Annotated in this window: 17 protein-coding genes and 1 riboswitch; of the genes, 5 read left to right on the top strand and 12 right to left on the bottom strand. The window is 39.9% G+C overall.

Features of this window, described 5'->3' with window-relative positions; all coding sequences use genetic code 11:
* The first annotated feature begins 62 nt into the window (after window positions 1–62).
* Window positions 63–986 carry a tRNA modification radical SAM protein MnmL/YtqA gene (gene mnmL, locus ABXG98_RS17920; protein WP_353540076.1) on the top strand — a complete coding sequence of 308 codons (924 nt, stop codon included), beginning with the start codon at window positions 63–65 and terminating at the stop codon, window positions 984–986.
* 2 nt (window positions 987–988) lie between these two features.
* Here mnmL and thiE read toward each other — a convergent pair whose 3' ends face one another.
* The 5 genes from thiE to thiC form a co-directional block, all read right to left on the bottom strand.
* On the bottom strand, window positions 989–2,575 hold the full coding sequence (gene thiE / locus ABXG98_RS17915; RefSeq protein WP_353540075.1) for a thiamine phosphate synthase: 1,587 nt from the start codon (window positions 2,573–2,575) through the stop codon (window positions 989–991).
* 260 nt (window positions 2,576–2,835) lie between these two features.
* Complete coding sequence (locus ABXG98_RS17910) at window positions 2,836–3,630, bottom strand: thiazole synthase (protein WP_353540074.1); 795 nt, start codon at window positions 3,628–3,630, stop codon at window positions 2,836–2,838.
* Window positions 3,631–3,635: 5 nt separating this feature from the next.
* Entirely contained in the window at window positions 3,636–3,848 is a 213-nt protein-coding gene (gene thiS, locus ABXG98_RS17905; RefSeq protein WP_353540073.1) for a sulfur carrier protein ThiS, read from the bottom strand.
* Window positions 3,845–5,017: a glycine oxidase ThiO gene (gene thiO, locus ABXG98_RS17900; RefSeq protein WP_353540072.1), complete on the bottom strand. Its 1,173-nt coding sequence runs from the start codon at window positions 5,015–5,017 to the stop codon at window positions 3,845–3,847. The genes thiS and thiO overlap by 4 nt, the downstream gene beginning before the upstream one ends.
* 49 nt (window positions 5,018–5,066) lie before the next feature.
* Entirely contained in the window at window positions 5,067–7,034 is a 1,968-nt protein-coding gene (gene thiC, locus ABXG98_RS17895; RefSeq protein ID WP_353540071.1) for a phosphomethylpyrimidine synthase ThiC, read from the bottom strand.
* An 82-nt stretch (window positions 7,035–7,116) separates the two neighbouring features.
* Window positions 7,117–7,214: riboswitch (TPP riboswitch) on the bottom strand.
* A 184-nt stretch (window positions 7,215–7,398) separates the two neighbouring features.
* On the opposite strand from thiC, the gene ABXG98_RS17890 reads away from it, so the two are divergent.
* Both ABXG98_RS17890 and ABXG98_RS17885 read left to right on the top strand, forming a co-directional pair.
* Complete coding sequence (locus tag ABXG98_RS17890) at window positions 7,399–8,007, top strand: HutD/Ves family protein (RefSeq protein ID WP_353540070.1); 609 nt, start codon at window positions 7,399–7,401, stop codon at window positions 8,005–8,007.
* Entirely contained in the window at window positions 7,997–8,656 is a 660-nt protein-coding gene (locus ABXG98_RS17885) for a lysoplasmalogenase (protein ID WP_353540069.1), read from the top strand. The genes ABXG98_RS17890 and ABXG98_RS17885 overlap by 11 nt, the downstream gene beginning before the upstream one ends.
* 336 nt (window positions 8,657–8,992) lie before the next feature.
* Here the strand turns inward: ABXG98_RS17885 and ABXG98_RS17880 are convergent, their stop codons facing one another.
* The 3 genes from ABXG98_RS17880 to ABXG98_RS17870 form a co-directional block, all read right to left on the bottom strand.
* Entirely contained in the window at window positions 8,993–11,179 is a 2,187-nt protein-coding gene (locus ABXG98_RS17880) for a prolyl oligopeptidase family serine peptidase (protein ID WP_502901571.1), read from the bottom strand.
* A gap of 153 nt (window positions 11,180–11,332) precedes the next feature.
* Window positions 11,333–11,752: a VOC family protein gene (locus tag ABXG98_RS17875; RefSeq protein WP_353540068.1), complete on the bottom strand. Its 420-nt coding sequence runs from the start codon at window positions 11,750–11,752 to the stop codon at window positions 11,333–11,335.
* 33 nt (window positions 11,753–11,785) lie between these two features.
* Window positions 11,786–12,406 carry an NAD(P)H-dependent oxidoreductase gene (locus ABXG98_RS17870; RefSeq protein WP_353540067.1) on the bottom strand — a complete coding sequence of 207 codons (621 nt, stop codon included), beginning with the start codon at window positions 12,404–12,406 and terminating at the stop codon, window positions 11,786–11,788.
* A gap of 170 nt (window positions 12,407–12,576) precedes the next feature.
* Here ABXG98_RS17870 and ABXG98_RS17865 point away from each other — a divergent pair, with 170 nt between their 5' ends.
* Window positions 12,577–13,194, top strand: coding sequence for a helix-turn-helix transcriptional regulator (locus ABXG98_RS17865; RefSeq protein ID WP_353540066.1), 618 nt, complete (start codon window positions 12,577–12,579; stop codon window positions 13,192–13,194).
* Between the two features lie 89 nt (window positions 13,195–13,283).
* Window positions 13,284–14,843, top strand: a complete 1,560-nt coding sequence (locus ABXG98_RS17860) for an FG-GAP repeat domain-containing protein (RefSeq protein ID WP_353540065.1) — start codon at window positions 13,284–13,286, stop codon at window positions 14,841–14,843.
* Window positions 14,844–14,846: 3 nt separating this feature from the next.
* Here ABXG98_RS17860 and nrdD read toward each other — a convergent pair whose 3' ends face one another.
* The 4 genes from nrdD to ABXG98_RS17840 form a co-directional block, all read right to left on the bottom strand.
* A complete protein-coding gene (gene nrdD / locus ABXG98_RS17855) occupies window positions 14,847–16,628 on the bottom strand; it encodes an anaerobic ribonucleoside-triphosphate reductase (RefSeq protein ID WP_353540064.1) in 1,782 nt (593 codons plus the stop codon).
* A complete protein-coding gene (gene nrdG, locus ABXG98_RS17850; protein ID WP_353540063.1) occupies window positions 16,615–17,112 on the bottom strand; it encodes an anaerobic ribonucleoside-triphosphate reductase activating protein in 498 nt (165 codons plus the stop codon). Before nrdG ends, nrdD begins: the two co-directional genes overlap by 14 nt.
* A gap of 186 nt (window positions 17,113–17,298) precedes the next feature.
* Window positions 17,299–18,048, bottom strand: a complete 750-nt coding sequence (locus ABXG98_RS17845; protein ID WP_353540062.1) for a vitamin B12-dependent ribonucleotide reductase — start codon at window positions 18,046–18,048, stop codon at window positions 17,299–17,301.
* Between the two features lie 79 nt (window positions 18,049–18,127).
* A complete protein-coding gene (locus ABXG98_RS17840) occupies window positions 18,128–20,338 on the bottom strand; it encodes an adenosylcobalamin-dependent ribonucleoside-diphosphate reductase (protein ID WP_353540061.1) in 2,211 nt (736 codons plus the stop codon).
* Window positions 20,339–20,679 lie beyond the last annotated feature (341 nt).

Genomic DNA, 20,679 nt, shown 5'->3' with positions numbered 1-20,679 from the left:
GCCAAGGCTTTAATAGCGTAAAATAGCGCATCATTTTTGTTCTTGGCTGACAGTTAACTTCAATGCAATTAGATCACTACGTCAATACCTTTGGTGTTTACCTTAAAGAAAAATATCAACAGCGGGTTAAAAAACTAACCATTAATGGCAATTTTACCTGTCCTAACCGTGATGGCACTCTCGGGAGAGGCGGTTGTACTTTTTGTAATGTTGAGTCATTTAACCCAACAGATAATCAAGCATCCATTGCACAGCAGCTCAACACGGGTAAAGCCGAACATGGCAAAAAATCATCACAATATCTTGCTTATTTTCAAGCCTATACTAGCACTTATGAAGAAGTTGAAGTGCTAAGGCAAAAATATCAACAAGCGCTAACACAGGCAAATATTATTGGCTTATGTGTCGGCACTCGACCTGATTGTGTACCTGATGAGGTGTTAAAACTGTTGAAGGAGTATGTCGATCTTGGTTATGAGGTTTGGCTTGAGCTTGGTTTACAATCAGCCAGTGATAAAACCCTGAAACGTATTAATCGTGGACATCAATTTTCAGCCTATGAAGATGCTGTTAACCGCGCTGCAGCACATGGCATTAAAGTATGTAGCCATCTAATTATTGGTTTGCCCGGCGAGCAACTTGCTGAGTCTATGTATTCTTTAGAGCAGGTATTAAAATTGCCACTGTCAGGGTTAAAACTGCATCCTTTGCATATTGTTAAAGGCAGTATAATGGCAAAAGCATGGCAGGCTCAGCGTATTGAAGTCTTAGGGATGACAGAATATGCCACAATTGCTGGTGAGTTGATCAGGCTCACCCCTAAAGATATTATTTTTCATCGAGTGTCAGCCACTGCTCACAAAGAAGTGTTGCTAGCACCAGAATGGTGTTTATTACGCTGGCCTTCTATTAACGAGGTTTGTCGAAATCTTGATGCTTATGGCGGTCAAGGGGCCGCATTAGAAAACCATCTCCACTATCGTTAATCTCATTCATTTAGGGCTGCGGTTAACTTTTTTAAGTCAGCAACCGCTTGCTCTGGTTCACTAGCCTCTGTGATTGCTGTTACCACGGCAATACTGTCTACCCCTGTCGCTAACACAGCAGAAGCGCGTTCAAGAGAAATACCGCCAATTGCTACCACAGGAATTTGCTGTTCTCTTGTTGGTGGTCTTAGCGTTAACACGTGCTTTAAATTGACTAACCCTTGTATTTGTCCGGTCATATCCTTGGTTTTGGTTGGAAATATTGCGCCAATCGCCAAATAAGAAGGCTGTAATTGCTGGGCAAGCAAAAACTCGTAGCAACCATGGGTACTAATGCCTAAGCGTAAACCAGCTTGCTGAATTTGTGCTAAATCGGCGTTTGCCAAATCTTCTTGACCAATGTGTACGCCATAAGCACCATATTTTATCGCAAGCTGCCAATAATCATTAATGAATAAGCGAGTATCATAATTTTTTGCTAACTCAACAGCCTCACTAATGACTTGTTCTAATGTCTCTGGCGGGAGGTTTTTTACCCGCAGCTGAATGATTTTCAAGCCCAAGGGGAGCAAACGCTTTAACCAGTATAACGAGTTAATTACAGGGTACACACCCAGAAGCTCATCGGGTAAATTTAATGATTTAAAGGCTGGTAGTTGTTGGTAATGTTGGTTTAATTCATCGCTAATGGTTGGAAAGTCTTTGGCTTGTGTCGGCCAACTAAGCTGTTCAAATGCACCATAATAACCATGATTTTGTTGTGTGCTAAGCTCTGTTGTTGCGGCCAACCCTTGATTAATAAAGGCTTTACTTAAAGTGAATGCGTCACGCAATAAATAGCCTTGAGAAAGAAAAGCCGCTAAAGCCGTAGCAAAACTACAGCCTCCGCCATGGTTATAATGACTAGCTAGTCGTGGCGCACTGAGTTGATAGCTAATGCTTTGATGATTCTTATCTTGGTTATCCTGTTTTCCTGGCAATTGATTTAACTGATGTAGGCAATAATCTACGCAGTACTGCTTTGCTAAACTCTTCTGGTTATCTTCACCCCCATGTCCACCTTTGATAATCACTGCGGTGATAGCAAAATCTTGGTGAATTTTTTTTGCTAATGTAGCTGAAGAGCCGCAGGTGTTGGCTAAGGTTGTAGCTTCAGGAAGGTTTGGAGTGATTATGTCTATTTGTGCTAATAAAGGAGCTAATTCATCAAGCGCGAGTGAATGAAAACATCCACCCACACTGGCTTGACCTACGGGATCGTACACCGTAATCATTTGCTTATTTTCTTGCTTTAAGGCGTTAATCACACCGGCTAACCATTGCACTTGTTCTGCATTAGCTAATAGACCAATTTTTACCACAGATGGCGGTTTATCAAAACACAATATATCAACTTGTTGCTGTAATAGCTCAGTAGATACTGCATTGACAGAGATTAATTGTTGAGAGTTTTGTACGGTATTAGCGGTGATTAAGCTACAAACTTCAACGCCTAGGCCGTGTCCTGTTTTTATATCAGCGGCGATACCGGCACCACCAGAGCAGTCACTGCCTGAAATTGTCCAAATAATAGGTTTTTTGTTGATCATTGTGCCTTCATTTTATTATTGATTGCATGTAGGGGGTAATTCGTTGCCCCAGCTTTAGCATTGTCGGATTGAAATCCAACCTACCTTTGATTGCATGGAGGGGGTAATTCATTGCCCCAGCTTTACCATTGTCGGATTGAAATCCAACCTACCTTTGATTGCATGTAGGGGGTAATTCGTTGCCTCAGCTTTACCATTGTCGGATTAAAATCCAACCTACCTTTGATTGCATGTAGGGGGTAATTCATTGCCCCGGTTTGCTATGAATTATGCCAAAAAGGGGTTTCTAGTGTCGGTGTTGATGGATGTGCAGTTTGTCGCTCAGCCATCACCCCAGCAACATAACCTTGTTCACCCGCCTGCAACGCAAGACTAAATGCTTGCGCCATTGCTGTAGGGTTGTCTGCTAAAGCAATGGCTGAATTGAGTAATACGCCGTCATAACCCATTTCCATGGCCAAACATGCATCGGAAGGTTTACCTATACCGGCATCTAAAATAAGTGTTGCTTCAGGTAATCGCAGACGTATAGTTTCTAAATTATAAGGGTTCATCAACCCCTTACCGGTGCCAATAGGCGATGCCCAAGGCATGATCACTTCACAGCCTAAATCATATAAACGCTGACATAGCACTAGGTCATCGGTGCAATATGGCAGAACTTTGAAGCCGTCGTTAATTAATAATTCGGCCGCTTTTAATAGCTCAATGGGATCGGGTTGTAAGTTATAGTCATCGCCAATTACCTCAAGCTTTAACCATTGAGTATTAAATATTTCTCTGCTCATTTTTGCTAAAGTTATCGCCTCAGCGGCCGTTTTACAGCCGGCGGTATTAGGTAATAAATGCCCGTCTACTTGCTGTACTACTTCTTGTATATATTGCCAAATTTTTTGACCTGATTGCTGAGCAGGATTTTGTCTTTTTAACGACAAGGTTACAACTTGTGAGCCACTAGCAAGTATTGCCTGTTTCATTACTTGTGGTGACGGGTATAAAGCGCTACCAATAAGTAATCGACTCTGAAGTTGTTGTCCGTAAATGGATAAAGACATCGGCTTTACCCTCCTTGAATCGGTTGAAAAACATCTAAACTATCACCACTGCTAAGTAGCGTATTGTCATAATCAGCTTTGCCAACAAAATCACCATTTAAAGCAACCGCGAAGCTGCTTAATTGTGGCTCAATAAAATGCATGGCTAGGGCTGCGGTTACACTAATAGGGTGTCCATTAGCGAGCGCATAAGCTTTGCCATTGATGTGAATATTCATGCAGATACCTCGAGGGTTTTATATTGTATGGGTAACCAGTTGTGGTAAGGCAGGAGTTGCTTATCATCAACGTTATGATTAGTAGCATGGTGTTGGATGTTGCTTACTAACTGCGTTATTTGTGCTAGCACCACGGGTGCTATTAAAAAGCCGTGACGAAATAAACCATTCACCTGAATAAGTGAGTTATCCCTGATTATTTTTGGCTGATTATCACTAAAAGCGGGGCGGCATTGGCTAATGTGCTGGCGAATATTAGCTTCGGCAAACCCCGGGTGTACGCTATAGGCGGCACTAAGTAATTCCATTGCTGAACGAACTGTCATTGAAGAATCATCGTCACTTTCAATTTCAGTTGCGCCCACGACGTAAAAGCCTTTGCCTTTGGGGGCGATATACAGCTGATATCTGGGGTGCATTAGCCGTATTGGTCTGGATAGATTGACATCGGGCGCGAATAGCTGAAACAGTTCACCGCGAACTGCACGTAAATCGCTCAGTGGTGCGCAATCACTATTGGCTTTTTTTAGCGTCGCTCCAGTGCCGCGACAATCGATCACTAAATCGAATGATTGTGTCGCTTTTTTATGGTGTTCTCGGTAACTTACTTGTGCGTCTAGGCTCGTTTGGCTTATTGCGCTGACCTCGCATTCACTTAACCAGTCAACTCCTTCTTGTTCAAGCTGTTTACGCAAGGCTACTAGTAAGCGTCGATTTCCAATTTGGCCTTCTTCAGGTAAATACAAACCTTGGTTAAAACTGCGTCCTAATTCTGGCTCTAGTGCATTGAGCTGTGCCCGATTGACCGTGTGCAATGCATGTTGTGGGTAGTGACTTTTTAAGTGTCGAACAAAACGCAGGTAATCACCCTTGTCTTGTTCGTGACTCACCATAATGGCACCAGTTTGCTGAAAAAAAGTATGCTCATCTAACGAGGCTAGTAAACTTGGCCATAATGAGAGTGACTCAAAGCCCATCGCCACGATACTTGCTTCACAATGCAGTGATTCACCCAAAGGTGTTAATAAACCTGCGGCGGCATAAGCGGCACTGCTATGAGCCAAACGAGTGTCTTTATCAAATAAAGTCACGTTATAGTCAGCGTTTCGGTGTAATGACAAAGCCAGTAGCCTGCCCATTAAACCAGCACCAATAATGGCAATTTTCATTGCTTTATCCTTTCAAACAAACAGTGTATTGATTAAATCAATTATTTACTCATTGATAAATTTCACTACCTTTGGCTTTAAATTCAGCCGACTTCTCTGCCATGCCTTGAGCTGCTTGATCAGGCGTAGAATCTAGCACAATTGTTTCATCGAGCAATTGAATGGCGATGTTGTTACCCGATTCAAGGTCAGCAGCATAATCGCGCACTTCTTGAGAAATTTTCATTGAACAAAATTTAGGACCACACATTGAGCAAAAATGCGCCACTTTACCGGATTCTTGCGGTAAGGTTTCATCATGATAAGCACGAGCTCGCTCAGGATCTAAGCCGATATTGAATTGATCGTACCAACGAAATTCAAAGCGTGCTTTGCTCATGGCGTTATCACGAATTTGTGCGCCCGGATGACCTTTGGCTAAATCGCCGGCATGAGCTGCAATTTTATAGGTAATTAATCCTTCTTTAACATCTTCCTTGTTAGGTAAGCCTAAGTGCTCTTTGGGGGTTACATAGCACAACATAGCACAGCCGTACCAACCAATATTAGCGGCGCCAATACCCGAGGTAATATGATCATAACCTGGAGCAATATCGGTCGTTAATGGTCCAAGAGTATAAAATGGTGCTTCACCGCAATGTTCAAGTTGCTCTTCCATATTGGCTTTAATCATGTGCAGCGGCACGTGGCCTGGACCTTCGATAATGGTTTGCACATCATGTTGCCAAGCAATTTTTGTTAGTTCACCTAAAGTACGTAACTCAGCAAATTGGGCTTCATCGTTGGCATCAGCTACTGAGCCAGGGCGTAAGCCATCGCCGAGTGAGAAGGACACATCATACTGCTTTAAAATTTCACAAATATCTTCAAAGTGGGTATAGAGAAAGTTTTCCTTATGGTGGGCTAAACACCATTTTGCCATAATGGAACCACCACGAGAGACGATGCCAGTTACACGTTTTGCGGTCATTGGTACATAACGTAATAATACGCCGGCATGAATAGTGAAGTAATCTACCCCTTGTTCAGCTTGTTCTATTAAGGTATCTCTAAAGATTTCCCATGTTAAATCTTCTGCAATGCCATTCACTTTTTCTAAGGCTTGATAGATAGGAACGGTACCAATTGGCACTGGTGAATTACGTAAAATCCATTCACGGGTTTCATGGATATTACGCCCTGTGGATAAGTCCATTACGGTGTCAGCACCCCATTTGGTTGACCACACTAGTTTTTCTACTTCTTCCTCAATAGATGAAGTTACCGCAGAATTACCAATATTAGCGTTTACTTTAATTAAAAAGTTTCGGCCAATAATCATCGGCTCACATTCTGGATGATTAATGTTTACAGGAATAATCGCACGGCCACGCGCCACTTCGTCACGAACAAATTCGGGGGTGATTTGCTCAGGAATACTGGCACCAAAAGATTGACCTTGGTGTTGCTGTGTTAAAATTTCATCTTTGACTTGTTCACGTTTAAGGTTTTCACGAATGGCGATATATTCCATTTCTGGGGTGATAATCCCTTGGCGTGCATAATGCATTTGGGTAACATTTTTTCCTTGTTTGGCAACGCGCATTTTAGGTAAGTGTTCAAAGCGAATATGGTCAATGCCTTCGTCAGCAAGACGTTGTTGAGCGTATAAAGAGCTATTCGATTGTAAAAACTCAACATCATCACGTGCATCAATCCATGATTCTCTTAAGCGAGGGATACCTTGGTGTACATCTATTTTAACTGCATCATCAGTATAAAAACCTGAGGTGTCATACACACAAAGCGGCTCATTTTTTTCATAAACTGGGTTTTCTTTATCGCCGCCACTCCCTTGCGAAATCAAGGAGTCTGATAAGGTGATTTCTCGCATACCAACTTTGATATTGTGCAATTTTCCTTCGACATAGATTTTTTGGGAATTTGGAAAAGATTGGTCTGAAACATTAGCTAAGAATGCTTCGGCTGCTGCGCGTTTGTCACGTCGGCTTAAATTTTTTTTGGGTTGTTCGCTCATGGTCGCTACCTATTTTAAATCACTAAAAAAGAAGCGGAATGACAACAATAAAGGTGAGTAATGAAGAAAACAGTGCGTGAATGGCACAATTTCTCTTGTTCCCTACGCAGATACTAATCTGTTCAGGTATTACGGATCCCGCTTGCGCGATCTCAGCCTTTGGCACTCCGACAAGTTTGCGTTTTGTTAGTGGTACTAATAAAACGCAGGCTGATTCTAAGCGCCATTAAGTACATTAGCAAGTAAAATAAACCTCAGCGAAAAACATCATGATCATGGCTGTTTTTTATTATCTCATTGAATAACTGTAAAAATATTGTCATTATCGGGGTTAACGCAAAATAATAATAATGAAGTAATCGTGATGATAGAGATATTAGCACCAAAAGAATTTAAAACCATTCCATGGAAAAATGGTCAGGGAGAAACGATTGAATTGGCAATTAATGAAGGTGGTAGTCTAGACAATTTTGACTGGCGCTTGAGTATTGCCACTGTTTGTCATGATGGCTTATTTTCAGATTTTAGTGGTTATCAGCGCAATCTGGTTTTAATTGAGGGGCAAGGAATTAGTTTAGCCCATGACAGTCAGCGCATAGATGTACTTGAAAACTGCTTAGATATTGCCAGTTTTGATGGTGGCTGTAAAACTGTTGGTAAGTTAACCTCGGATACCATTAAAGATTTTAATGTCATCACTAAAATCGATAAAGTTGAGCCACAAGTTAATAGCTATGTCGGCTCAAAGCAGGTGCAAGTTGAGCTGTACAATAATGACTTTTGCTTTGCTTATAGCTTAACAGATGAAATGGTGGTGCAAGTATTAAATGCACATGTCAATGTAGTTCCCGTGGGGCATTTAGCTAAATTATCAATAAACAAAAAAGAGAGTCAAGCAAAGCCATTAGCTGTAACCTTTACCGGTAAAAACATGATCATTGTGCAATTAAAGACCATTGAAAATGGACGTTAAAATTAATAAAACCCATGGTATCAGTTTTATACTATTGGCCTGCCTGTTTGCTTTTTCTACTTTTTTTAAACCTTATCCGTTGAGTTGGGTAGTAAAACTATTGCCGATGCTTTTGCTTATTTATTTGGCAATAAAAACGCTGGGCTTAACGCTTAACGGAAAGTTTTTTATTTTAGGCTTGCTGTTTTCCGCTGGTGGTGACTTTATTTTAGATTACGATCGCCAACATTGGTTTATTTTTGGTTTAGGTGCGTTTTTTATTGCCCACCTGTTTTATTTAGCAAGTTTGAAGCCCTATGTTAGCAATCTTAAGCAATCAAAATATGTCGTGATTTCTCTACTTTACTTGAGTTATGGTGGGATTATGCTTGGGCTATTTGCTAACGGTTTAGGGCCGTTATTTATTCCCGTTGTTGCTTATATGAGCATATTGTTATTGATGGCTTTAGCCACTGTGATCAGCGAAAAATCCAATGTTTGGCTTGTAGCCGGAGGATTAAGTTTTGTGGTTTCAGATTCTTTAATTGGCTTTGATAAGTTTTATCTGCCAATCGAGAATGTCAGTTTTGTCATTATGCTAAGTTATTATTTTGCCCAGTTTGCTTTGTTTAAAGGGTTTGTAAAAGCTGAAAGTGGGATATGTAAATAACAAAAAGGCAGCATAGCGTTGACTATTCTGCCTTTTTTGTCTTATCTATGACGATAAGATATGCCAAGCGTAATTTAAAACTTAAGCTTCAGTTGCTTTTGTTTCTTCAGCTTTATTTTCAGTTGACTGTTCAACTGCTTGCTCTTGTTCTTTTTTCTCTTCATGGCCTTCGCCACCACAACCGCCACAACAACCCATAATCTTCTCCAAGTTCAACGAATATAATTAACTGGGTAAAATAATACCTGAGTTAAACACTCAGGTACTTGATCGGGATCAATATCTACTGCGTTTGCTAGAGGCTCAGCTGCTGACATGAAAAGGCTTGGCTATGCATTATTTATTAGTTAACGTTTTATAGCCCATATTAAATAGGGTAAAAGCGTAAATGTCAGCATATTGCTCAATGGTTTTTGAAACTGGTGTTCCGGCACCATGTCCTGCATTGGTTTCAATACGGATTAGCGTGGGTGCCTTGCCCGATTGTTTATCTTGTAACTCAGCCGCAAACTTAAACGAGTGTGCAGGTACAACGCGATCATCATGGTCACCGGTGGTAATTAATGTAGCTGGATAACTCACTCCAGACTTCACATTATGTACCGGAGAGTATGCGTGTAAGTAATCGAACATGTCTTTGCTTTGTTCAGCCGTACCATAGTCGTATGCCCAACCTGCGCCGGCAGTAAAAGTATGGTAGCGCAGCATGTCTAATACGCCAACGGCAGGCAGTGCAACTTTCATTAAGTCAGGACGCTGAGTCATAACAGCACCAACGAGTAAGCCACCATTTGACCCTCCTTGAATAGCTAAATAGTCACTAGAGGTATACTTTTCAGCCATTAAATATTCACCTGCAGCTATAAAGTCATCAAATACATTTTGTTTATTTTGCTGAGTGCCCGCTTTATGCCATTTTTTACCATACTCACCACCGCCACGTAAGTTAGCTACTGCATAAATGCCGCCTTGCTCTAACCACACTGCACGCGAAACACTAAACCTTGGTGTTAAACTGACATTGAAACCACCGTAGCCATATAAAATAGTAGGGTTTTGGCCGTTGAGCTCTAAACCTTTTTTATAGGTGATAATCATTGGAACCTTGGTGCCGTCTTTTGAGGTGTAAAATACTTGTTTAGACAAGTAATCATCACTATTAAATTTAGCGCCAGATTTACGGTAAGTATTACTTGTACCTGTGTTTACATCGAAACTGTAAATAGTGGTGGGTGTTTTATAATTGGTAAATGAAAAATAGAGAGTTGCATCTTTTTTCTTACCTGCAAGTGAACTGGCAGAGCCAACACCCGGTAAGTTTATTTCACGAACTTGTTTACCTTGATAGTCGTACTGAAACACTTTTGAAATAGCATCAACCATGTATTCAGTGAAAAAATATCCCCCACCCACAGACGCAGTTAATACATGGTCAGTTTCACTAATAAAATCTTGCCAATGCTCAGGCGTAGGTTGTTTAGCGTTAACGGTAATGATTTTTTTATTAGGAGCGTTTAAGTTGGTTACTAGGAATAGTTTATCGCCTTCATTTTCAATTAAATAGGTATCTGAATCGAAGTTATCAATAATAGTGATTAAGTCGCTATTTGGCTGTGATAAATCTTTAAGGTATAAATCGTTACCCGAGGTAGACTTTGCCCCTGAAATAATTAAGAACCGATCATCCTCGGTGACTGTACCACCAACATAACGGCGTTTTTGTGCATCAGTTGCGCCAAAGATAACTTGGTCGTGTTTTTGGTCTTGACCTAATTGATGATAATAGAGTTTGTGTTGATCGGTTTTGGCAGAAAGCTCACTACCTTTGGGTTTATCGTAGCTTGAATAATAAAACCCTTGGTTGCTATACCAAGAAATGTCAGAAAATTTTACATCCACTAGCGGCTTTTCAATTACTTTTTTGGTTTCAGTATCAATAATTATAATTTTTCGCCAGTCGCTGCCGCCTTCAGAAATAGCATAAGCAGCTAAAGAGCCATCTTTTGAAAAACTTAGCTGTCCCAAAGAGGTGGTGCCATCGTCACTAAAGCGGTTAGGGTCTAAAAAGACTTCGGCTTTACCATTATCTTTTTTGCGATAGACTACGTATTGATTTTGTAAACCATCATTTTTATAGAAGTAGGTATATTTGCCTTCTTTAAACGGAGCGCCAACTTTTTCATAATTCCATAATTTGGCTAAACGCTCTTTAAGTTGTTGACGATAGGGGATTTGCTGAAGGTAATTAAATGTTACTTTATTTTCAGCTTTAACCCAACTTGCCGTTTCATCACTGCGATCATCTTCTAACCAGCGGTATGGATCAGCAACATTGGTACCAAAATATGCTGTGGTGACATCGCCTTTTCGGGTGTCTGGGTAGCTTAGTAAATTACTGGTTAAGCGACTGTTGTTAGCTGTGTTCATGCTTGAGCTTTTGCCTGTTGGGTTTGTATTTCCAGAACAACCGGCAATAACAGTAGTCAATAACGTACCTGCGATTAATAACAATGCTTTATTCATCTGTGTTCTCACTTCCTAGTATGTAACATTTAATTAACATGATTTTGTAGAGTGAGTGTAACAGAATCCTCAGTGATAACACTACTGCCTTAAGGTTTATAAAAAACCGAAACGGCAGTATTTTTTTACAGCGCCTTTGAGATATTTAGCGTGTTAGCCATCATTATTTCTTTCATTAGGTAGGTCGCTGAAGTACTGAACAAATTCAACTTCAAACCCATCGGGGTCGATAAAATAGACATTTTCACGGTACTCATTCTCAGCACCGGGCTTGTCTATTGCAAAGCCCGCTTTTGCTAAACGTTTAATAACACCTTTGATGTCGCTGGTAACAAAGGCAAAATGGGCTAGTCCTACCTGATGACCCTTTAAGTCTCTGTTTTGGTTCACGCCGTTATCATTAAATGCAATGTATTGGTAGTCATCACCAAAATGCACCCAATGACGTGGTTTGCCTGACCATAGACTTTCGCCACCACTGCGTATTTTCCAGTGAGGAAAGGCCGCTTGATAGAATGTAATGCTTTTTTCAATATCAGTAACCACTAAATTTATATGTTCTAAGGTAATCATTTTGCTCTCCTATTTTGTTTAAATGACCGTTATTTACATACCGTAAGGGTATTTTGAGGGGGTTATATCAGGATCTACCGCAAATCGAGTGCGCAATGTACTTAATGCTTCACTGTATTCATAAAGAGTATGTAGGCTATAGGCTAGTCGCTCGGTTATGTGCTGGTGGTTGTCAGACAAGCTTGGGCTATTGCTTTGTGGGCTGTTAAGTACTTCTTCAACATTTCTAATAATGATGTGATCCGGGATCGCGACGAGTTTATTATTCTTAAACGCATTCATACGTAATTCGGCGATTGGGTAAGCGCCACTGATCCCGCTTGATACGGACACAATTAATGCAGGTTTGTGAGCGGTTTCTTCACTGGAGCACATTAATAGAAAGTTTTTTAATAAGGGGGAAGCCATACCACCCCATTCTGGAGTAATTAAAACGATGGCGGTAGCTGCTGTCAATTGTTGACTTATCAACGCCCAATCACTTACTTTTTTAAGTTTACTGGCCTGTTCACCATCCCATAACGGCAAATTAAATTGGCATAACTCTACGTGAGATACGTTTTTATACTGAGTACTTAATTGAGCAATATACTGTGCAATTTTAGCACTTTGAGAGTGTTTTCTTTGGCTCGCACTTATAATAACAAGGCTCATGATCTATTCTCCTTTCGAATGTTATGTAAATATTTTTATTTATTAATTAATTTGTAAAGTATATTGTTTATTTAATATTGTCAATCAAAAAGGGTAAATAAAATAAATTAAAAAGTTTACTTAATCATGATTTGAGCGATAATAGAATGATTGTCGCGAGAGGAAAACGAATGAAAACTCACAATAAAATTATAGAACTTCTAAAAACACAAGGTTCCTTAACGGCTAAAACACTCGCCAATGAATTAGGGTTAACGACGATGGGCGTGCGCCAACATATGCTAGCGCTGGAAGAGTCTGGAGATGTTGCATTTAAAGATGAAAAAGCACCTCGAGGTAGACCGACGCGCTATTGGTCGTTAACAGAACAAACCAATAGCCGTTTTGCCGACAGACACGACGAACTAACGGTGCAACTCATTGATTCTGTTATTGCAGTGTTTGGCGACGATGGTTTAGAAAAATTGATTGCTAATAGAGAAGTATCGGCTATGCGTACATACCGATTAGCACTTGCAGATAGGTATGGCGTTCTAGAAAAACTGACCACTTTAGCAAAATTACGAACCGATGAAGGGTATATGGCGACGGTCATCGAAGACCAGGACAACTTTTGGTTGATCGAGAATCATTGCCCAATTTGCGCTGCTGCAACTAAATGCCAAAACTTTTGTCGAAGTGAATTACAGCTGTTTCAGTCGCTGTTAAGTGATGATGCCCTAGTAACCAGAGAAGAGCATATTGTCGAAGGGGCTAGACGTTGTGCTTATAAAGTGACGCCGCTTTAGACTTTTATGCTTACAATTTAAAACATTATTTTATGATGAGTTAAGTGATACTAGGAACAAGCAAAAAAAAATTTATTTAAAGGATGTACATGCACAATACACGATTAATGGTTTTGCTCTGTTGTTTAGCTTTCTTAACTGCGAAATCAGTCACAGCGAAGTCAAATAAACTTGTTGGTACTAAGTTGGCTTTTAACAGTTATACCTTAACCGCGCCGTTTAACGTTGTCTTGCCTGTTATTCCGCTAGATGTTGTTGCTAATAACCCACTTATGGATGAGCTAGTGGTCATTGGAGAAGACGAAGCTAATCAAACCTGGTTGGCAGTTTATGTTTATGATGAGAGTAAAAATGATTTTAGTCTTTTAGATAAAATTCAGTTGTCTGATGAATACTTTGCATTCGATATAAGTGAAAATGCACAAGAGTTATATTTTTTAGCTAAAAATAAGGTAGTGTCGTTGGCGTACACTGACATACCTTCAGAAAACAATCATGGACAACCCCGCTTATCGCTTAAGCCGCTACACAATGTAAATTCCATGTTTTTAGTCAATGATTCAAGTTTTATTGCCAAAAAAGATTTCATTCAAGATATCAATAATGATGGTAGTGACGATATTATTTTGCCTGATTTTGAACATACCAATGTTTGGTTATTCAATAAGAACTCGCAAAACTTTAGTGCTCAACATATCGCGATACCCACTCAAACAGAATTGAGTGGGGACGGTGTAAGTTTTCAGCCAACAGCCCTCTTTTATGCCGATTTTAATGGCGATGAAAGACAAGACATTGCTTGGATTTCACAAGGGAAAATTAATTATTTTAGCCAAAATGCGCTTGGAGAATTTACCGAGCAACCCGATAGTATTGCCTTGGCTGAGAGTATTTATGGGGTTAATTGGTGGCAATTACGTGAGGCTGATGGCCAAAGTCCGGATCAGAGTAATTTAACTCATAGAGTTGTCGAGGAAATTAAAGATATTAATGGTGACGGCTTAGTGGATGTTATCGTTCGTTATACCAAAAGCTCAGGCGTATTAGATAGAACCAATGATTATGAGTTTTATTTTGGCTTTTACAATCAAGATAGGCAATTAGCCTTTGCAAAAACCGCGAATACAGTAATTAAAGCCGAAGGTACGTTAACGGGTTTAACTATTCTTGATGTTAATGGTGATGATAAACTGGAAGTATTACTTTCTTCATTTGAACTCAGTGTAAGTAATATCATCGGGGCATTACTTTCTGGCGGCATAGATCAAAATGTGTTGTTATTTGCATTAAATGACAAGGATAGTTATGGTGAAGATGCACTTATAGCTAAAGAAGTTGAATTAAATTTTAGCTTAACCTCAGGGCAAAGCGGTCAACCAATCGTTATGATAGCTGATGTTAATGGTGACAAACTTGAAGATTTAATACTATCGTCAAGCGAAGAAAAGATCGCTATTTATTTAGGTCAAAACACATCAAGGTTGTTTAATAAAAAAGCCAGTAAACATGAAATATTGCTGCCCAAAAATGGTGAGTTGTTTGAGCATCATGATCTAAACCACGATGGTAAAGAAGACTTTATGATGCGTTATGGCCGTTTAGATGATGAGAGTATGGCGAACAAAGTCACCATACTCCTAGTTAAGTAGACATTAAGCGCTTTGTTTATGATAGTGTCGCAACGCGTGCTCCTTTTGACGACCTTGGCTAAATGAAGTCACCCGTTTTAGATAGCCAATAACACGGGTACCATGGTCGACATTATCGCTACCACAAGCCACACAATGGCTTAAAGTGCGTTTGTCTATTTTTTCACATTCGTTACAAATAGTGATTTTTACATTAATACAAAAGTAATTACAGCCAGTTGCCGCTGCGACATTAAACAATTTTAAGTAGGCTTGTGCCGATAATGCTTCATCAAGGTTTAAATGCAAAGCCGAGCCACCGTCTAGGTATTGAGTGATTTCTTTGCCATGTAAGACAAACTTATCTAAGTGGTTAGTGTCATTATCTTCGACTAAATAGAAATAGGAATTATAGCAGTCTCGGGTGACTTGGTAGCCATCTTTACGATCCCATTTAGCATTTTTAACCCCAAGATTTTCTGCTGGTACAAACTCAGTATTGAACATATACCCGTACTGCTTTTTAGCCGCTTGATTGGCTTGATAAATCACCTTTAACTTGCTACTGACGAAATCTTTATACGCTTGGTTATTACTTGCCGTGATACCACTAAATTCGGCTGCTTCGGCCATACCATTGATACCAATGGTTAAAAACTGTTTGTCGAGATCAATAAAGCCGGCATCATAAACAGATAAAGCCCCTTGCGCCTTATAATCTTCCATCAATTTTCGGTAGGCAACTTGGTATTTTTGTATCTTTTCAATTTCGCTTTGTAAGTCTCGACCATCTTGTACCAGTCTATTCATGTTTAAAGTGATTACATTAATAGAGCCGGTAGCAACTCCGCCAGCACCTAACGTATAGGAAAAGGTGTTATCAGAAATTTCATTACGTAAACGGCAACAAGATGCCAGTGAATCTGGGCTGTCAGACAAATACACAAACAACGAGTTACCTTGAGCTTTTTGCTCAGCCAATTGATAAGCAAAGTCCATATCTTTGCATTGACCATTTTCAGTAAGCATGGCGGCAGTGACCACCGGAAAAGTTAACACGGCTTTTTCTCGTTCGTTGTTTAGCCAATCTAGAAAAAATAATTGTAATTGTTCGACCGTTTGCCATTTAGGTTTGGAAAAGTCAGGAAAAACAAAATGTTCAAACATCGCAGTAAAATAATGTTGATCGAATAAAGAAATATTCCAAAAAACACTTTGATACCCACGTGCCGCTGCAGGTTGGTTGATGGCATAAACTACGTGCTGTAAATGATTTTCGATGGCTGATTTGTGCGTGGTTAAATAGTCATCACCGTATTCTAAACGAGCAAAATAATCAAAATAAGTGATAAATTCAACTGTCGCTACCGCACCGGCAAATTGCGCGGAAATAGCAAAAATTAAGTTTACAAATGAACCACAAAATGACTCTAAGTGTTTAGGTGCTTTTGACTCGCCGCCCAACTTAGTGAGTCCGTCGAGTAAAAAAGGATACATACTAATAGATGTGCAGTAGGGCTTTAAGCTAGTTTCATCATGGACATAGATTTCGTGATTTTCAATCTGACGTAAATATTCAGTTGCTAGTTCCTCACCAAACGATTCGCGAATTTTGTCTTGTACTAACCCTCGGTTAATTTGTACAAAACAGTCTTTTAATAGTTCAGCTTCTAAAGTGGCAATATTTTTATGGCTGACATTGGCATTGGCGTCCATTTTTGAGCCGTCGGCGGCATTTTTGGCTGAAAAATACTGGTGGATAAAATCTTTTTTACTATTAATTTGTTGTTCACTAAGCTGCAACATTGTTAACTCCTTTTAATAAATGAGTAGAGTGGTGTTTTTGAAATAAATGGTTGAGTTTTTCACCGGTTTTTACATTGCGAAAAACTTGGTTGGTATCAGGGCTTTCTAAGCCGCCAAGTGTTGGTTGCCATGCCCCCGTTTTCAAAAAATCTAGGTGTTGGGTAATGCTAATATCGATATGTTTTTCACCAGAATACAAGCAGGTTTTAAGACCAAAATTTTTGGCGATAAGTAGTTTTTCAATAAGTTGGTTTGGTTGCCATTCGCCACCAAAAAATAACACGCAGCTGATTAAATTTTGATATTTATTTAACCAACTGATAAAGGTTTGATTTGTTAATGAACTGCCGTAGTTTTCATTCCATAGCTCTGTGCTATGACAACCTTTACAACCAACTTTGCAGCCAGTAATGCTAAAGCATAGACTTATTTCATTGGGCACTTCTTGAAAAATTGTGGTTGGGGGCAGGCAATTAAATTCCATGTACTAACCTATATATTGTGTTTTTATTTTTAGTAAACACAATATATAGTAATACGACTATGTTGTTAGTTGATCGAGATCAACTTTTCATCAACGGGTTATCTATATGTGGTAATCTTAAACGACAAAAACACTATATATAGTGTTTTTGTATTTGTTAATTGCTTTTAAGGCGGTTTTGTTCAATTAGCCGCACTTAGAATCGCCACAGGAAACGCAAGTTAAACACCCATCTAGTTTTATTACCGCATTACGAACTTTACACTTAGGGCAATCTTGTGCGTTTGGCATGCCCGCATCATCATTAGCTACATCTGCTGATGTTGAGTTCGCTGCGTGATTTTTTAAGTACGCTGCTTTTTTTTCTTCAATAATCGCTTTTGCAGCTTCAGATAATTCAATTGCTTCAACGCCAACCCCACAGGTTTGTTCAACATGAAAGGCAATGGTATCGGCAATTGCTGAGACCATGGACTCTATATATCTAGGATTACCTCCACGGGTATGTTGACCAAACCAGCCAGCATTGGGTGAAGATACTTCGCGTAATTCATCAAGTAAGAACATGTATTCACCGCCTTTACGAAAGATGGCTGACATCATAAAGGTTAAGGCGTGTACCCATTGAACATTTATTTTGTCTTTGGTATTGATGAAGATTTCATAAGGACGTACTTCTTCTAACGGTGTGCCCTCATTGAGTACCACGTTTGAAATGCTCACGTAATAGGCATGTTCATAACCTGTGGTTGCTTTGATTTTATAGGTTCTAGAGTCTAATTGCTTTGGACGTTTAGTCTCTTGAATAACTTCAACTTTAGGTGATTGCGCTGTTGGTGCTGGGTTTTCAGTAGAGGTGTCTTTATTGACTACTGATACGCCAGTGATCTTTTTGCTGATTTCTACAGGTTTTGGCGTCGACGATGATTGTGTCATGATGTTTTCTCTTTTAAATGGCTGCTAATTATAGCAGCCGACTAAATTAGTTTTGCTTCAAGGCTTGTTACGTGTGATGTTAAAATCGGCCGTATTGCCCTTCTTTAATGGCTTCAAATAAGTTAGAAGCAATGTGCTCTTGACCTTCGTAAACGACTTTTTCATTACCTTTTACTTTTATCACTTCACCATCTTCGAGGGTAAATTGATACTCGGTATTGGCAAGATCTGCTTCATTAACCAGTACTCCTGAAAAGTTTTCAGGGTTAAATCTAAAGGTAGTACAGCCTTTTAAACCTGCTTTGTAAGCTTCTAAATAGACATCTTCAAACTGCTCGAACGGGAACTCCGTTGGAATATTCACTGTTTTGGAGATTGAGCTATCAATCCACTTCTGCGCCGCTGCTTGTACCGCAACATGTTCTGATGGGGTAACGGTAGAGGTATCAACAAAGCTTTCTGGCAGTTGTGATAAATCTAATGATAATACTGTGCCCATTTTGATCATCGGTAACTGCCAATCATCACCATGGGTGCTTTTCATTAGTCGTTCATAGGCTAATACTTCCGCAGAGCGAACATTGACTTGTTGTTTGGTCGATTTTCCAGGAATGATGACGTTACGTTTGTAGTCATGAGCAAAGCTAGGCTCAATACCATTACTGGCGTTATTGCCTATGGACAGTGCTATGGTGCCTGTTGGTGCAATAGAGCTGTGGTGAGTAAAACGTAATCCAGTTGTTAGCGCTTCTTCAAGCCACTTTTCACCTAACTCGGCAACAATGTTTTTCATATATCGGCTATAATTAAGGTGTAATTCAACCCCTTTAACTTGATCACCTAATTTATATTTGTCGGCCAATTCAGGGCGTTTACGCAATAAAGCGCCAGTGATGGTATACATGTCATTTAAGAAAGGAGCGCCGCCTTTTTCTTTGGCAAGTTTAGTCGCTTCACGCCAGCCCTCTATGGCTAAATGCTTAGTAACTTCATCAGTGAACTTCACTGAATTGTTTTTACCATACTTCATACCCAACATGGTCATGGCAGATCCTAAGCCTAAATAGCCCATGCCATGGCGGCGTTTGCTTTCAATTTCAGCAACTTGCTCAGGTAAAGGTAAACCATTAATTTCAACCACATTATCAAGCATGCGGGTGAAAATTCGCACCACTTTTTTGAATCGATCCCAATCAAAGCTTGCTTGTGCAGTGAACGGGTTATTTACAAAAGCGGTTAAATTGATTGAGCCTAATAAGCATGAGCCATTTGGCGGAAGTGGTTGCTCGCCACAAGGGTTAGTTGCGCGAATGAGCTCACCAAACCAATTGTTGTTATATTCATTGACTTTGTCGATCAGGATAAAACCCGGCTCAGCATAATCATAAGTGGCGTTCATGATCATATTCCACAAGTTTTTCGCGCGGATAGTGCGATAAACTTTACAGGCGGTTTCGCCTGCACCATTGACTAGATAACCGTCCATATTAAGTGGCCATTCGCGCCAGATAACATCATCGGTATTATTTTCTGCGTCAAAGGCTAAACCATCAAGCGCAATTTCATTTTTATTGGTAGGGAAAACTAACTGCCAATCTGCATCGGCTTTAACCGCTTCCATGAAGGGATCGGTAATTAAGATAGAAAGATTAAACTGACGCAGACGACCATCTTCACGCTTGGCTTTAATAAACGACATGATATCAGGATGTTGACAATCAATAGTGCCCATTTGTGCACCACGACGTCCACCAGAAGAGGATACGGTTTTACACATGGTATCGAAAATATCCATAAACGGCAGTGGCCCTGAGGTGGTTGCGCCAGCCCCTGCAACATAGCCACCGTCAGGTCGAATTGTTGAGAAGTCATAGCCGATACCACAACCTGCTTTTAGCGTTAAGCTCGCTTTACTCACGGCTTCACCGACAATACCATGCATTGAATCTTCAATGGTGGCTGAAACAGTACAATTAATGGTAGATGAGGCGGGTTTTTGCGCACCTGCACCTGCATTTGAAACGATCCGACCTGCTGGTACTGCACCATTCATTAATGCCCAAAGAAATTCTTCGCCATGCTTTTTTTGTTTAGCAGGCGTGGTTTCAACACTGGCAATCGCTTTAGCAACACGTTCAAAGGTGTCAATGACGTTTTTATCAACAGGCTCGCCTGATGAGGTTTTTAATTGGTACTTGGATCGCCAAATGTCTAGGGATGCTAACTGTAGATGGTTAGCATCAAAAACAGCTAGTGTTTCGGGTGTATCCGTGATGGTTTGTTCTTTCATTGTTTGTCTTTCCATAAGAATAGTGCGCGAGGAGCGTGTTTTTATTTTTGTGTGACACAATATATAGTATTAAGTGCTGCTTAATAGTTGATCGAGATCAAGTTTTTATCGATGTGACACTATATATGGTATTCTACATTTATTTTGATACTATATATAGTGCTTATTTAAAGTGGCAGTTAGACGTTTTTTGCATCAATTTGATTGTTTTTAGCGTATTTTGCTGTATAGATTTTTATGACATTTAGCTAAATTTATAAGTAAAACAAGCTCTTTTGCTGTTTTGTCCGTTCAGTAGTAAATGCTTTGATCGAATTTCAGACATTATGGGTTGTAATAAT

It is taken from the genome of Colwellia sp. KU-HH00111, assembly GCF_040362745.1.
GTDB lineage: Bacteria > Pseudomonadota > Gammaproteobacteria > Enterobacterales > Alteromonadaceae > Colwellia.
This window is presented reverse-complemented; position numbering and strand designations above follow the sequence as displayed.